The 15,251-nt window shown below is 54.3% G+C and carries 15 protein-coding genes; 4 read left to right on the top strand and 11 right to left on the bottom strand.

The features are described 5' to 3' along the window. The first annotated feature begins 40 nt into the window (after positions 1–40). Positions 41–868, top strand: coding sequence for a putative hydro-lyase (locus C814_RS12245; protein WP_016315623.1), 828 nt, complete (start codon positions 41–43; stop codon positions 866–868). A 240-nt stretch (positions 869–1,108) separates the two neighbouring features. After that, positions 1,109–2,533, top strand: a complete 1,425-nt coding sequence (locus C814_RS12240; RefSeq protein ID WP_016315622.1) for an MATE family efflux transporter — start codon at positions 1,109–1,111, stop codon at positions 2,531–2,533. Positions 2,534–2,658: 125 nt separating this feature from the next. On the opposite strand, the gene C814_RS12235 is transcribed toward C814_RS12240, so the two are convergent. From C814_RS12235 to C814_RS12190, 11 genes are all read right to left on the bottom strand, one after another. Next, entirely contained in the window at positions 2,659–3,549 is an 891-nt protein-coding gene (locus C814_RS12235) for an SPL family radical SAM protein (RefSeq protein WP_031219618.1), read from the bottom strand. After that, positions 3,549–4,229 carry a zinc ribbon domain-containing protein gene (locus C814_RS22935; RefSeq protein ID WP_016315620.1) on the bottom strand — a complete coding sequence of 227 codons (681 nt, stop codon included), beginning with the start codon at positions 4,227–4,229 and terminating at the stop codon, positions 3,549–3,551. Before C814_RS22935 ends, C814_RS12235 begins: the two co-directional genes overlap by 1 nt. A 68-nt stretch (positions 4,230–4,297) precedes the next feature. Further along, positions 4,298–5,200 carry a helix-turn-helix transcriptional regulator gene (locus C814_RS12230; protein ID WP_016315619.1) on the bottom strand — a complete coding sequence of 301 codons (903 nt, stop codon included), beginning with the start codon at positions 5,198–5,200 and terminating at the stop codon, positions 4,298–4,300. A gap of 189 nt (positions 5,201–5,389) precedes the next feature. Beyond that, on the bottom strand, positions 5,390–6,025 hold the full coding sequence (locus tag C814_RS12225; RefSeq protein ID WP_016315618.1) for an ECF transporter S component: 636 nt from the start codon (positions 6,023–6,025) through the stop codon (positions 5,390–5,392). A gap of 50 nt (positions 6,026–6,075) precedes the next feature. Continuing rightward, positions 6,076–6,861, bottom strand: a complete 786-nt coding sequence (locus C814_RS12220; RefSeq protein WP_016315617.1) for a type III pantothenate kinase — start codon at positions 6,859–6,861, stop codon at positions 6,076–6,078. Between the two features lie 884 nt (positions 6,862–7,745). Beyond that, complete coding sequence (locus C814_RS12215) at positions 7,746–9,239, bottom strand: hypothetical protein (protein WP_016315616.1); 1,494 nt, start codon at positions 9,237–9,239, stop codon at positions 7,746–7,748. Between the two features lie 226 nt (positions 9,240–9,465). Next, entirely contained in the window at positions 9,466–10,167 is a 702-nt protein-coding gene (locus C814_RS12210) for a CPBP family intramembrane glutamic endopeptidase (RefSeq protein WP_016315615.1), read from the bottom strand. A gap of 15 nt (positions 10,168–10,182) precedes the next feature. Next, positions 10,183–10,722, bottom strand: a complete 540-nt coding sequence (locus C814_RS12205) for a coiled-coil domain-containing protein (protein ID WP_022788366.1) — start codon at positions 10,720–10,722, stop codon at positions 10,183–10,185. Between the two features lie 111 nt (positions 10,723–10,833). Further along, a complete protein-coding gene (locus C814_RS12200; RefSeq protein WP_016315613.1) occupies positions 10,834–12,225 on the bottom strand; it encodes an undecaprenyl-phosphate glucose phosphotransferase in 1,392 nt (463 codons plus the stop codon). Between the two features lie 10 nt (positions 12,226–12,235). After that, on the bottom strand, positions 12,236–13,411 hold the full coding sequence (locus tag C814_RS12195; protein WP_081644968.1) for an EpsG family protein: 1,176 nt from the start codon (positions 13,409–13,411) through the stop codon (positions 12,236–12,238). A gap of 30 nt (positions 13,412–13,441) precedes the next feature. Beyond that, entirely contained in the window at positions 13,442–14,302 is an 861-nt protein-coding gene (locus tag C814_RS12190) for a glycosyltransferase family 2 protein (RefSeq protein WP_016315611.1), read from the bottom strand. Between the two features lie 503 nt (positions 14,303–14,805). On the opposite strand from C814_RS12190, the gene C814_RS12185 reads away from it, so the two are divergent. Next, positions 14,806–15,006: a spore coat associated protein CotJA gene (locus C814_RS12185; protein ID WP_016315609.1), complete on the top strand. Its 201-nt coding sequence runs from the start codon at positions 14,806–14,808 to the stop codon at positions 15,004–15,006. Continuing rightward, positions 14,999–15,250: a spore coat protein CotJB gene (locus tag C814_RS12180; RefSeq protein WP_016315608.1), complete on the top strand. Its 252-nt coding sequence runs from the start codon at positions 14,999–15,001 to the stop codon at positions 15,248–15,250. The genes C814_RS12185 and C814_RS12180 overlap by 8 nt, the downstream gene beginning before the upstream one ends. Position 15,251: the final 1 nt, after the last annotated feature.

Raw genomic sequence — 15,251 nt, 5'->3', positions numbered from 1 at the left:
GATCACTCTCCCAAAACCAGTGACCGAAAGGAGCATAACCATGCCGCGTTTTGACATCACCCCCTATGTTGACATGTCCCCCGCCGAGGTGCGCCAGCGCATCCGTTCGGGTGAGATCACCTTCCCCACTGCGGGCATGTGCCGCGGATACGCACAGGCCAACCTCGTGATCCTGCCGCCCGAATATGCAGCAGATTTCAAAGAATACGCCGAAAAGAACCCGTTCCCCTGTCCTGTTCTTGAGATTATCGAGGGGACTCCGGAAACCCATGCTATGGGCGAGGGAGGAAACATCGTAACCGACATTCCCGAATATTTCATTTACCGGAACGGGGAGTTCAGCGAAAAGGTCAACGACGCCTCCGCGTTCTGGAAAGAGGGGTATGTCGGGTTCCTGATCGGGTGCAGCTTCTCCTTCGAGGAAGCGCTGATGAAAGCAGGCATCGAAATCCGGCATATCGCGACCGGACGCAACGTCCCCATGTACAAGACCAATATCCAGACGGTCAAAGCCGGACCGTTTGAAGGCCCCATGGTTTGCAGCATGCGCCCTATGACCCCGGAAAACGCCCGCCTTGCCTATGACATCACGGTCAAATTCCCCAACGTACACGGTGCGCCGGTGCATATGGGGGACCCATCGGTGGTTGGGGTCGCAGATATCATGAAACCCGACTACGGCGAAGCAGTCGAAATCCGCGAGGGGGAGATTCCGGTGTTCTGGCCGTGTGGCGTCACGCCGCAGGCAGCGATCGAAGCAGCAAAGCCCCCGATCGTGATTACCCACTCGCCCGGCCACATGTTTATCACCGACATTCCCAATGCCGAGCTGAACGATTACTTGCAGGCGAAAAAACAGTCAAAATAACTGTTTGTCAAACCGTCCACGTGCAGGCGTGGACGGTTTCCGTTTGGAGGTGCCCTGCCTTTATTCTCCAAGCACCTGTTTCACAGCCCCTTTCACCCCCATATCCTCCCTCCTGCCACCACACCGCAAGCCGCGCGGCGAGCGCTGAAAAAACCTTTTGACACCGCTTGCAGGCTGTGTTATACTGTCCAGACAGGCAGTTATTTTTTTGAAATTTTAAAGAAAAGGAGCATCCCAATCATGCGTCTCCTGCGTCATACAGCGCCTGTTGAAAACGGGATCACTGAAGGCGTTATCTGGAAGCAGCTGCTGTTTTTCTTTTTCCCCATCCTGCTCGGGACCTTTTTCCAGCAGCTTTACAATACAGCAGATGCGATTATCGTCGGCAAGTTTGTCGGCAAAGAGGCGCTTGCGGCGGTCGGCGGCACCACCGGTACCCTGATTAACCTGTTTGTCAACCTGTTTGTCGGTGTCTCATCAGGCACCACCGTCACGATTGCACAGCATTTCGGCGGGCACAACTACGACGATGTACGCCGGACGGTACATACCTCGATCCTGATGGCGGTCGTGGGAGGACTGTGCATGACCGTTCTCGGCCTGCTGGTCTCCCGCCCGCTGCTCACCGCAATGGGCACTCCTGCCGACATCATGGATCATGCGCTGACCTATCTGCGGGTCTACTTTTTCGGCATCGTCGCGGCCTTCCTCTACAATATCGGTTCGGGTATCCTGCGGGCGGTTGGGGACACCCAGCGTCCGCTCTATTTCCTGATGGCCGCCTGTCTCACCAACATCTTCCTTGACCTGATCCTTGTGGTGGTCTTCCGGCTGGGGGTGCTCGGGGTTGCACTGGCCACCCTGAGTTCGCAGATCCTCGCCGCCGGGCTGGTGATCTTTACACTGATGCACTCCAACCAGGTCTACCGGCTGTTCCCCGAGGAGCTGAAGTTCACCCCGCACGTTCTCAGAAGCGTGCTCAAGGTGGGGATTCCGGCTGGCTTGCAGTCAAATATGTACACAATCTCCAATATGATTATCCAGTCGGCGATCAACACGTTTGGCACCAATACAATCGCTGCATGGACCGCATTCGGTAAGATTGACGGTTTCTTCTGGATGATCCTGAGCGCCTACGGCATCTCGGTGACTACCTTTGTCGGGCAGAACTTCGGTGCGCAGAAATACGACCGTATCCGGCAGAGTGTGCGTATCTGTCTCGGACTGACGCTGGGAACCGCTGTCTTTTGCAGTTTCTTCCTCTATTTCTTCTGTGAACCGATCTTTAAAATCTTTACCGACGATCTCCTGGTGATGACCGAGGGGATGCAGATGCTGCGGTTCCTCGTCCCGTTCTATGCCACCTATATCTGTATCGAGGTGCTGTCAGGCGCGATCCGCGGCGTTGGGGATTCGCTCGTCCCGATGATTATGACCGGTTGCGGGGTCTGCCTGCTGCGGATCGTCTGGGTGTTTGCCGCCCTCCCGCTGCGGCATGAGATGACTACCGTCATGTTCAGCTATCCGCTGACCTGGTCGATCACATCCCTTCTCTTTGTCATCTACTATCTGCGCGGCGGATGGCTTCGGCGCAGGATCGCCAAGTGTGGTTATGAGCCGGAATCCCCCACTCCAAAAGAAAGTGCACCCGTATCCTCGGACTGAGAACCCGATTCGCCCTGTGCACCAGAACCTAAGCAATGTAAATGGCCTTTTTGCCCGAATCGGACTTTTCATCCCACACAAAAAAGGATTGGAGCTTATGCCCCAATCCTTTTTATTGCCCTTTTTCAAGGGAACCGAAGCTGGGCGTCCTCATATCCCGTCCGATACCCGCGGGTAATCTCCTGCATCCGATAGAGGATTCCCTCCCGGTCACAGGCTGCTGAGAACCGCTCCCACAGCTTGGCAGCGCGCGGACTGGCACACTCGTAACGCCTCCCGTACCGCCTGGCATAGGTCTGGGCAAGCCCCTGTCCGGGGAATCGGGTCTCCAACTCCCGATAATACCACTCCCGCTGTCCGTCCCGCATAGTCATCCCGAACGCCGGATAGATAAAACGTGCGCCCGCCCGCTTTGCTTCCCGCACAATCCCCAGCACATTTTCTTCGGTATCTTCGAGAAAGGGCAGAACCGGCATCAGCAGGATGCCCGCAAACAGTCCAGCCTGACGGAGCCGGGCAACCGTATCAAACCGGCGGGAAGAGGGCGGTGCACCCGGTTCCACTTTCGCGGCGAGGGAATCGTCACAGGTGGTGACCGTGACTTTGCAGAGTACCGGCGCCTGCGACGCAATCCCCTTCAGGATATCTATGTCCCGTTCGATCAGGCTGCTCTTGGTCGCGATCGCTGCCCCGAATCCGTACGCTTCCAGCAGTTCGAGTGCATGGCGGGTCAGCTCCAGCTCCTCTTCAAACGGATTGTACGGGTCACTCATTGCACCGGTCCCAACCACCCCCTGCCGCACCTTGCGCCGCAGATCGTCCCGGATGATGCGCAGTGCATCCTGCTTGGCGCGCACCCGGTCGAACTCCTCGATTTGATAGCAGCCACTCCGGCTGTCACAATAGATGCACCCATGGCAACAGCCTCGGTAGATGTTCATATTGTAGTCGATTCCAAACCAGCTTCCCGATGCCTTAGTGCGGGTGACGATCGTTTTAGCGGGGATGTATTCGATCATTTTTCTGTTTTCCACCGTTTGAGGGTCGGGAAGTATGTCAGCATCTGCTGCTTCGCTTGCTCCCGATCCGGATATCGCCCTGCATCCTCCCCGATCTTCAGGCAGAAGTCGACCATCTGCTCCATCGTGCAGTCTGCGAGAAATTTCCCGTCCTTGTAGCAGTAGACGCAATAGTCCTCACTGCGGCTTCCGTCTGTCTCGGTACCATAATCCTCCTCTTTCTGCATCGGCATCCCGCAGCTCTGGCAGAAATCTGGGATTCCAACATAAATCTCAATTTCCATCCCGTCCGGACCGTCCCCAACATACCGCTCGAAATCGCACGCAAACCTGCGGGGGATCGGCTCCGCCCAGATCTGTTTCCAGAAGCCGCCGACATCGCGCGCAGGGTCGCCCCGGAATGAGAATTTTGCGTAACTGCCCGCAGGGATTTCCACCACCTGGAATCCATCCGGAAGCGGGTCCCCTGGATAGTATTTCCGCGCCGCGACTGCGTCATATTCTCCGTCAATCCCACCCTGATAGTTGGTGTATACCCCGTAGGTTTCCCCACGATCCGGCTGGATGGTAAACAACGCTTGCCAGAGTTCTCCTATTTTCTCCGATTTTTGATTGGTGGTGCGTGCACAGGGGCCTGCTACAGTAATCTTCGGGAGCCTTACAACCTCATAATTCATTCAGAGTGCCTTCTTTCCTGTTTTTGACCCTATTTTATCATCCAATACATGACACCCTGTGTCAGGTTTCAGCGGTATTCATAAAGTTCACAGATTTTTTTCGCCTGTTCCGCCAATGCCTGCCCAAGTGAAGGCGGAGAGATCACCCGCACATCCGGTCCGAATGAGAGCAGAAATCCCAAAATCCAACGATCGTCCGGGTAGCTTGTGCGTATCGTAAAGCCGCCTTCTGGCTCATGGGTGACCTCTTCCCTGCGAAAGGTATGGTAAATGCGAAATCCCACCCGCTCGGTGAACCGCAGGACCAGGTCTGCCTGTGGACAGGAGGCGGGTTCCAACTCGGACGGCGGATTCCCGCGCAGGGGGAACAGACGCCCAGTCAGACATAGATTCTCGATCCGCGAAAGCCGGAACAGCCTCCATTCGTTTCTAAGCAGGCAAAATCCCTGTAGATACCAGTTCCCGCCCTTGAACCGCAGCCGAACCGGTTCGATCTCGCGGTCACTTCGGTTTCCGTCCGCGCTGTAGTACCCGAATGAGACCGTCTCGCGCCGCAGAATCGCCTGCTTCAGCATCTCGAACCGCTCCCGCTCAACTGCGTCGCTGCCCCACGCGGAAAAGTCGACATCTACCCAGTCGACCGCTTCCCGGCGGAACAGCCCGCCCAACCGTTCCAGCATCTGTCCACATTTTACCGCATCCGCCGCCTGCATCCCGCGCAAAGCCGCAAGAATCATATCCTGTTCATCGGCCGAAAGCAAAGACCGGTCGAGCACAAACCCTTCGGTCAGGCGCACACCACCGCCTTTTCCCCGTTCGGCGTAGATCGGGATTCCCGCTGCTGAAAGGGCGTCCACATCCCGGTAGACCGTCCGCACCGAAACTTCGAGTTTCTCCGCAAGTGCAACCGCAGTCATTCCGCCCCGCTCGATCAGCAGATACAAAAGCTGAAACAACCTTCCCTCTCTCATCGCTCTTCCTCCCTCACATGTACTGTCGCCCTCGTCCCCGCCTCCTTTGACTGATTCCAAATATTTTAAAAAATCACAACCGACAAAGGCGGCTCTTAACGCGGAGGTCGACGGGCATAGGTCTAATCCGCGCAAAAAGCGGCTTTTAGGCCGAAGCAAAGGCAGACGCGAAATGCGTCTGCCTCTCTATTATTTCTGCCTCTGTTTTTCAAATACAGATACCAACGGCCGCGCAATCAGTGCACAAAGCACACCAGCAACCGCGGCTTCCGCCAGACCATTTGTAAAAACAACCGCCATCAGCACACCAGCCAACTTTTCAAAAGCGACTTCCCGAGCGGCGGCGTACTGCTGCCCAAACAGGAAATAGATGCTGCCCATCACCAACGCAGTATTGGTCATCGAACCAGCGAGACCCGCCGCGACACATGCAACCGTCTTGGTTTTATTAAACCGCGCGATCGCCCGGTAGACCAGCGCGGCCACTACACCGGTGAGGATACGCGGGATAAACGCAATCAACAGCGCCTTGAGACTGCCCGCAGTTTCACCGGGCGCGGGAATCAGCGGGGTAAATACGAACGAAACCACCGCCGGTTCGATCGTATTTTTGATGACGCTGGTCAGCCCAAATACCGCTCCAAGCACCGCCCCAGCCTTCGGGCCGAGCAGAATTGCACCGATAATCACCGGGATATGAACGGTGGTGGCCTTAATCACCCCCAATGGGATGAAGCCAAGAAATGGAACGAACGCGACGACGCACACAATCGCCGCCATCAGGGACACCTGGACGAGATAACGGATGTTTTTTGTCTTTTCCAAAAAAATTCCTCCTGCTGTCACTCCCGCAAAACGGTCGGGATGCAACGCATTTATTTTTTGGACTCCTGCCGGTTTTTCTCATAAAGGAGGTAAAGCCCATCATGAAGCAGGTTCGGCCGAAAGAGAATTCCGCCCCCGCAGAGCGAAACCACCGCCCGCGCAACCTCTCCACCGGTTGCAACTGTCGTGACAGACCCGCCCAACATCTCCGTATACCGGGATACCATCCCTTCTACAGCGCTGGTCGTTCCATAGAGCACGCCGGAACGGATCGCATCCGCAGTGCTGCGCCCGAAAAGAGGCGCTTTCGCCGCGAACGACACCTCTGGAAGCTGTGCCGCACTTTGGCAAAGATGCGCCATTGATTCCTCAACGCCCGGCAGGATGGATTTTCCAACCAGAGCGCCATGCGTGTCGATTGCAGTAAAGGTGGTGGCACCTGCAAAGTGGACCACAACAAGCGGAGGCGTAAACTCCCGCAGGGCAGCCACCGCATTGCAGATGAAATCCGACCCCACCGACGCCGCGCTATCCCATCGGATGTCAAGCCCGGTTTTGATGCCCGCACCGACGGTCAGCGTTTTTCCGCCATTGATCAGATGGTCCGCAGCCTGTTTCAGCCGACTGGTCAGCGCCGGTACCACAGAAGAGATCACAGCGCCATCAATGGCGTCTGTGTCGATTCCGCGGAAGCGGAGCACCTGCTGTATCTCCGCGGCATATTGGTCGGCTGTACCGAGCGGATTGACTGCGATCGAGCTGGATACAAGCAGTTCTGCTTTTTCATAACAGCCGAGTGAAATTACGCGGTTGTCGATATGTACCGTCAGGATCATAGCCAATCCCCCCTTTTCTGGTTCGGTATGAAGTCCATATCTATTATATCCGGAGCGGCCGCATTGTCAACTATCTCAATCCAAAAAGTTTTACTCAATTTTTTTCAAAAAATCGCGGTTTCCAAAGGCAGTGAGGCAACGGAAGTTTGGGTTCCAGCCCAAACTTCCGGGGCGCAAGCGCCCTTCTTCGGGGGTCTTCTCGGGCTTTCAGCCCGAAGCGCGCTTCGCGCGACGCCCCCTCAGTTTGCCTTACGGGCGAGGGGTCGGTGGCCCCTCCCCGTAGGCCCCTCCCTTCCGGGCTGGGTGCCGCTTTTTTCCAAAATTAAAGTTTTACTCAATTTTTTCCAAAAAATCGCGGTTTCCAAAGGCAGTGAGGCAACGGAAGTTTGGGTTCCAGCCCAAACTTCCGGGACGCAAGCGCCCTTCTTCGGGGGTCTTCTCGGGCTTTCAGCCCGAAGCGCGCTTCGCGCGACGCCCCCTCAGTTTGCCTTACGGGCGAGGGGTCGGTGACCCCTCCCCGTAGGCCCCTCCCTTCCGGGCTGGGCGCCACTTTTTCCCAAAACTAAAGTTTTACTCAATTTTTTTCAAAAAATTGCGGTTTCCAAAGGCAGGGCCTTTGGTCGCTCATCGCAATGAGCGAAATGCTTTATCCTGTGAAGCGCTTTTTTCGGGTGAATTGCCGCGATGCGGCAAGAGGGGGCTTTTTGCAAGTGAAAAAGCCCCCTTGCCTCGTCCCATCCCCAATAAAAAAAGAAACACAGCGGATACTGGAGAGACATCCGCTGTGTTCTAGGGCCGTGATTAAAATTTTGTGGGGGTCTCCCGACCCCCGGGAAAACTTAATTAGGTCTGATTCAGCCTTGCGGCAGAGTGCTAACGATCAATTAGCGGCCAGTGCCGGGGTTGACTTTACCATTGTTGGTGCTGTCGACCACAACATCATCAACCAGGTCTGCAGGGGTTGCAGTGGTAACGATGTAGGTGCCCAGGTCACGAGTTCTGGTGGTCAGAACCTGATCGCCATCCTCGTTCTCACCAGCGGTGAAGAGGTTGGTGACATCCTCGATGCGGCCGTCAGCAATGGCCTCAGCAATCGCCTCTTCGGTGGTTGCAGCCAGAGCAGCGGTGTCAAGGACTTTGTAGACCTTCAGCTCGTCGAGATCGACCTCGAGCTCGTCGTCGTCATTTACAAACGGGTTGTAGATGGTCAGAGTCGAACGAGAGGTTGCAGAGATCTTCGGAGCGCCAACAAAGTTGAAGATGAACGCATCGGTGTTGCGGAACATGTCAGAGTACCACTCGTTGTTCCACTTGGTGGACAGCTTGACAAAGAACTTGTCAGTGTCGGAATCAGCATAGAACTCAACTTTCGCGATGTCGCGGTTCTCATCATACCAGATGATCTCGTTGTCTTCGTTCTTCTGCGGTTTGATCATGACGCCGCCGGTGCCTGCTGCCCAGTCGGAATCGCCAACCCACTCATCGTTGCTGACCCAAGTCTCGCCGATATCCTCGAACTTCTTGGTGTCGCCCTTCTTCCAATCCATGAAGCCTTCCTCTTTGACTTTCACACGCAGATCGAAGAGCAGCTTGTACTCATCATCGGTCATGTTCTCTTTGAGTTTGACTTTCAGGACACGATAACGGCCCTTCGGCAGAGTGATCTCCTGGTTGTCAACAGCAGTCAGAACAGTCGAGCTGAAGCTCTCCTGGGTATCAGTGATGCTCTTGACATACTTGGAGCCCTCAACCTTGGACAGGTCGAACTCGATGTCAGAGGGTTTGTAGAACTGGTCACGGATGACAAAGTAGATGGTCTTGTTCGGGAGAACACCATAGGAATCGTTGCCTACGCCGCTCTCATAGAACGCTCTGACATCTTTCTTGTCGCTGTTGTAGCCGAGGAAGATATCGTCCAGGGTCAGATCTTCAATCGCACCCAGAACAGTACCATCAGCAGTCGGGGATTTCAGTGCGTTAACCTCAATCTCACCATCCCGAAGATCATCTGCCTCATAGATGTGGTTGATGGTCGAAGCACCTTTCCACCAAGCCTCGGTGCCGCCGTAACGAATTTCTGCATCCCAGCCGTTGACAGCTTCAATCTTCTGTGCCAGCTTGCGAGCCTGCGAAACAACAGTAACACCATTGCCGCCCGGAACGCTCAGCTTAACACCATCGATGGTAACAGTTGCATTAGTCTTCGTGGTTGCAAGGACAATTTTACCGTCTGCGCCCTCTGTTGCAGCCTGCTTAACAATGGTTGCAGTTTTGATCTCAGAATAGCCACTATCCAGCGCATCGCTTGCAGCGAAAGCCGGAACAGCCAGAGACATTGCGCAAGCAGCAGCCATGGTCAAAGATACTAATCTTTTCATGGTAAACTACCTCCTAGTTTTAAAATCAGTTTCAATCGTAGGACCGTTCCTTTCCTGCTCTCTCCAAAACATTCCAGAACCGTATCCATATGCTTATTATAGCGGCAAGATTTGCATTTGTCAAATCTATTTTTCGCCTAATTTTATTCTATTTTTTGTGCATCCATACCAAAATATGCTGCTATTCTTTGCATAGGCACCCTGTTAATCTTCGAAATGTCCGCATTTATGCCATCATCAGATAGATAGAACAGAGGGTAAGCAGGCTGTTCGCAAGGGCATGTGCGACGCCAAGCGCAAAGATGGAACCCAGTTTCAGCTTTACCCGCACAACCGCGGTCAGCAGAGAGAGAACCAGCGGAGAAAGCAGATAAACCCCAAGCCCGCTGGTCACAATATGCGGAAGGACAAACAAACAGGTCATAATCAGAACCGCTCCCCACTTGGAGCCTGTCGCTTCACGGCACCGGTCAAGCAGATAGCCGCGGTAGACAAATTCCTCTGTGGGGCCGACAAACAGGAACTGATTAAATAAGGTGAACAGCATCAGGCCGCGTGTCGATCTCGGTGGATATGGGTTCACCATAATCACTCTACCCTGCGTTAGGGCAGGTAAAAGAAAGGTAATGAAAAAAATGAGAAGCCCTAGCCCAATTCCCAGAAGCAGCTGCCAGAGCAGCGCCCATTCCTTAATTTTGTATGGGGCCATGCTTCTCCGTTCGATTTTGGTCACCATCAGCCAGGTTACAAAATACCAGACCCAGTTGGCCGCCATCATAATAAAATTTTGCAGAGTTGTGTCGGTGGTCATCCCACCCAGTTTCTGTACCACCCATGCACTCAAAAGCGGGTATAAGGACATCAGCACAATGTCCCGCCAGAGTACCGATTTTTTCAGCGGCATCTCGATTACATTGTTTTTTTTCATAAATCCTCCCACAAATCAGCGGGCCGCGCCCATCAACGGCACCTTTACCACCGATTCCACATTTTCCGCCCAGCTCAACAGCGTGTTCACGCCCGACCGGGTAACTTCACCCTGATATTTCAGCTCGTCGATGTCGGCTTTCATCCCGTCGATGTCTTTTCTCATTACGTCAACCTTGTCCTCCAGGACAATCACCCTGTATTTCAGGTCCTTGATGTCCGCTTTGACCTCCGCCATGTCCTTTTTCAGCCCGGAGACATCGTTTTCCAGCCGCCCCAGCCGTTCATGAACCGGCGCCAGCTTTTCGTCAAACTTTTGGTCCAGCTTTTCATCCAGAGTTTTTCCGAGCTTTTCATCCAGAGTTTTTCCGAGCTTTTCATCCAGAGTTTTTCCGAGCTTTTCATCCAGAGTTTTTCCGAGTTTTTCGTCCAGCTTTTCATCAAGCTTCTTATCCAGAACTTTTTCCAGCTTTTCCTCAAGCCTCTCATCAAACATTTTTTCCAGCTTCTCGTCCATCATCTTGCCGATTGCTTCGAGCAGCCTCACTTCGTCCATCTTTACCCATCCTTTCTCGACACTTCCGTTCATCGCTTATCCCATATTATAAAGTACTTTTGATTATAACACATATTGGGAAACCGCGCAATCAGGCTTTCCCTCTATACATTATAGTTCCTCTTCCGGATTGATGATGCCTTTGAATACGGTCATAATCAGGATTTTCAGGTCGAGCAGGAACGACCAGTTCTCAATATAGTAGATGTCGCACTTGATCCGCTCAACGATCGAGGTGTCCCCCCGCCATCCGTTCACCTGTGCCCAGCCGGTGATCCCCGGCCGTACCAGATGCTTGAGCATATAAAGAGGAACTTCCTCGCGGAACTTCTGTACAAAATATTCCCGCTCGGGCCGCGGCCCAACCAGGCTCATATCCCCTTTGAGCACATTGAAAAGCTGCGGCAGCTCGTCAATGCTGCATTTGCGGATGAAGGTCCCGAACGCGGTCCGGCGGCTGTCGGCGCGTCCGCCCCAGGTAGTCATGTCCGCGTTGCCGTCCACCCGCATCGACCGGAACTTGTACATCATAAATTCCTTCTTATTCCTGCCCACCCGCAGCTGCTTATAAATCACCGGGCCGGGGGAGGTCAGCCGGACGCCGACCGCTGTCACCAGCAGCAGCGGCGAAAGCACCACCAGCCCCAGCGCAGAGGCAACAATATCAAACGCGCGCTTGAGAAAGCTGTACAGGAAATTGTCCAGCGGGATATGCCGGATGTTAATCAGCGGAAGCCCGTCAATATCGTCTATGTAGGGTTTGGACGGAAGATATTTTGTATAAAACGGCAGAAGGTTGGATTTGACCCCTTCGTTTTCGCAGACCTCTATGATCTCAGCCAGCAGCGGGAATTCATCGTAGTCAAGCGAAATGATGACCTCGTCGATCTCCTCCTGGTCGAGCAGGCCGGCAAGATGCGAGATCGTCCCCTTATATAGAATGCTGCGGTTCCCCACCTGGCGCACCTTGTCGCTCAGGTAGCCCTCGATCTGGTATCCAAACTGTTTGTTGGATGTGATCCGGTCGAAAAAATCCCCTGTCGATTCGTTCCATCCCACCAGCAGCAGATGCTTGATGTTATACCCCTTTTCCCGGAGCACACGCAGCGTCTTGCGCAGGCTCACCCGGATCAGGGAAGTCAGGGTGGTATTCAGCGCTGAAAAGATCACGATGGTCAGGCGGGAGACATCTACCTCGCGCAGAAAAAAGTTGAGCACAAAGATGAGGACAAGCCCCACCGCATTTGCCTGCACGACCCGCCGCACCTCGCTCAGCAGCGACTTGTAGCGGAACGGGTCGTAGAGGTTGAACTGGTAGTAGAGCAGCAGGTAGAGCGGCAGGATCACCACCAGCAGCTGCATATAGTAGCCCGGCCCGATCCCCGGCCTGCCAAAAAGCAGGTCAAACCGGATATAGTAGGCGACCGGCATCACCAGTATGGCGATCGACACATCCGCGAGCTTCAAGAGCCAGTTGAGCAGGCGTTGGTTCTCTTTAATCATGTCCTGCCTCCTAGCTGAAAATCGTCAGGTAGGGCACGAGGTCGAGCCGGTTGGTGTTGAGCAGGAAAAAGAAATAAAGCACGCTCGCCGCCATCAGCATCCCCATCGTGAGCCGGTACATCTCCTGCGCAGTTTTGAGATTGTCCCGTTTGCGGACATAGCTGCCGCCCCGTTTTTCGTACTTCTGCCCCGATGTATCCGCTGCTTCCTTTTCCCACTCGGGCCGGATCATGCATTTGACCATCTCGGGAATCAGCAGCATCGCCGCCGGCAAAAAGATCAACGCGACCCGCTGGAACACAAAGTGTTTCACCGTAATCACAAACAGCAGCCCCGCATAGACCGAAAAGTTAATCAAGACAATGTTCCCAGGGTTCCGCTCGAGCAGTTTCCCCTTGAGAACAACCGCCAGCGCCCCGACGATCACCGGGATCAGCGCGGTGTTGAAGTCGCGGCCCTGCATGAAGTAGCTGCCGGGCATATATCCGGCATATTTGGGGACAAACCGGATGAACAGTTCCACAAGCGGCTCCGCAAACAGCAGGACGCAGACCGTCCCCCCCAGATAGAGCGGCAGGGTGATCTTGTTCACCGGCAGGGTTGCAAGGAAATAGATGGGTACCATGATCCAAAGGCTGGTGTGGAACAGCCCAGCAGCCACCGCGATCAGCATATAGGGGACGATTTTGCGCTTTTGCAGGAACGGAATGCCAAACAGTGCAATCGAAATCGCAAGCTCCTGCCGCAGGGTGCAGAGCGCATATCCGAAAAAGTCGAAGGTGATATAGACAAACACGCTCAACCAGACGATTGACGAATGTTTCCAGGTCCAGGCCATCCGCAGTAGGATAATCAGCGAGGACGCAATTCCCGCAAAAACCAGCGGGCTGTCGGTGAAGATGCCGACCAGCAGGTTGAGCACCCCATAGCCGGGTTCCGATTTGTAGGCATTTGCGGGGGATGTCAGCCATGCAAGCCCCTGGCCGTCGGTCTGGTTGAAATAGTTCTTGTAGGTAAATTCGTAGTCAATCCCCACCTGCGGCGCGCGCAGAAGCGCCATCCCGACCATGACTGCGGTCAGCAGCAGCAGGAATGCAAAATCCAGTCTGCGGGACTGCCTGCGTTCGCAGACCAGCCCAAACCCTCCGGCAAGTACGGCCAGCAAGATATAAGGTAACAATTCCATTCCTCCATCTTCGATCAATTCTTTTTGAGATCAGTTCCGCGCGCGGATGAGGGACAGCGTCCGCTTTGCCCAGATTGCAGACAAGACCGCCCACGAGACCGGACGTGGATACAGACCACGATAATGCTTATTATAGAACAATGCCATCGCATCATAAAACTGGCGGATCACCCGCCTTGACTTGGTATGCAGGCCGCTCTGCCCTTTGAGATGGGTCAGGCTTGCCGCACCATAATAGACGATCTCATAGCCCGCCTGTTTCACCCGGTAACAGAGGTCGATGTCCTCCCCATACATAAAAAATGTCTCATCGAACCCACCTGCCTGCTCAAACACCCGCCGCGGCATCATCAGAAACGATCCCGCCACCGAATCCACCGGCGCAACCGCATCCTCCGGCAGGAAGGTCTGGCGATAGGCCCCATACCTGCGGCTCTTCGGGTGGCGCCTGTCCATCCCAGTAAAATAGTACAGGGAAGCCATCGGGGTGGGGAATCCCCGCTTGCAGGCATGGTCGAGCGTCCCGTCCGCCAGCAGGGTGCGCGCCCCCAGTCCACCCGTCCGGGGATTTTCTTTCAGATAGGCTGTACAGGCTTCGAGCGTCCCCGGATGCATAATCGTGTCGTTGTTCAGGAAAAGCAGGCAGTTCCCCTTGGCTGCTGCCGCACCGGTATTGCAGGCATGACCAAACCCGTGGTTCTCAACGTTCCGCAAAACGGTTACGCCAGGCCGGCCTGGAAACTGCTCCTCTGGACGATCTCCATTTTCAACCAGCACAATCTCAAACGATAGCTGCGGTGATACAGCAAAAATAGAGTCAACCGCCTGTGCGGTCAACTCCTTTGCGTTATAGTTAATCATCACAATCGAAAGTTCAGGTCCGGCCTGCATAGCACCGCCCACCGTTTCTCTGGGAATTTCTTTTAAAAACCTGTCTCACGGCGTTGACCAGCAGTTTCTGCCGTCTCTGGTCACAAAACAGATTTTTACTATGATAGCCCTCCAGCATACCAGGCATACAGGTCCTAAAATCCCAAGCAGGAACGCTGTGGGCAGCCTTCTGCGGCAAAGGCACCACAGAAAGCCAAAGAATCGAAATGGCCCTTTTAAAATACTTCGATTATACTATATCCTCCCCATAATGACAAGTTTTGTTCCGCCATAAATTTTGAATTTTTCGTGACCTGACGGTTTCTCCCGCACCGGATTTCCTGTTTTTTGTCCGCCGGACTCCCCTGGTTTTACCCGCATATCTGCCAAATTTTTTTGAGCTTTTCCGTTTTACCGCTTTTTATGAGGCGGGGCGCCCATTGCACCAAACCCAACCGCCTCCATAGAATGTGATAAGGGGACTTCGGTCCCAACCTAAAATTTGGAAAAGGAGAAGCAGGTATATGGAATGTAATCTGAAGCCAGGCGCCGATGTGATTGTTGTCCAGCAGCAATGCCCCGACAACATGCCCGCCCTCGCCATGCTCTACTCCCCATGGCAGGAATGGGAGGACGTCTATGAACTGCCCGAGGCAATCCGCCGCGGCACAATATTCCCCGGGCTGGATAAACCTTTTTTGGAGGGGGCGTGTTCCTGTGTGTGAACGTCATCGTCTGCTAAACCAGATCCGTATGTGCGATTTTGCGTTGACTGAGGTGGGCCTTTATCTCGACAGCCATCCTTTCTGTCAAAAGGGACTCGCATACTACCAGAAGCATCGCCAGATGCGCGACGAAGCCGCGGCCGCATATCAGGCGCAGTTCGGCCCGCTGAATATCCGCTCGAACAATGACCCTGACAGATGGACCTGGGTAGACAGCCCGTGGCCCTGGGAAATGGAGGCGTAAT

The organism is Anaerotruncus sp. G3(2012), from assembly GCF_000403395.2.
Taxonomy (GTDB): Bacteria; Bacillota; Clostridia; order Oscillospirales; family Ruminococcaceae; genus Anaerotruncus.
Note: the sequence above shows the minus strand (reverse complement) of the source record. Positions and strands in the feature narration are given on the sequence as shown.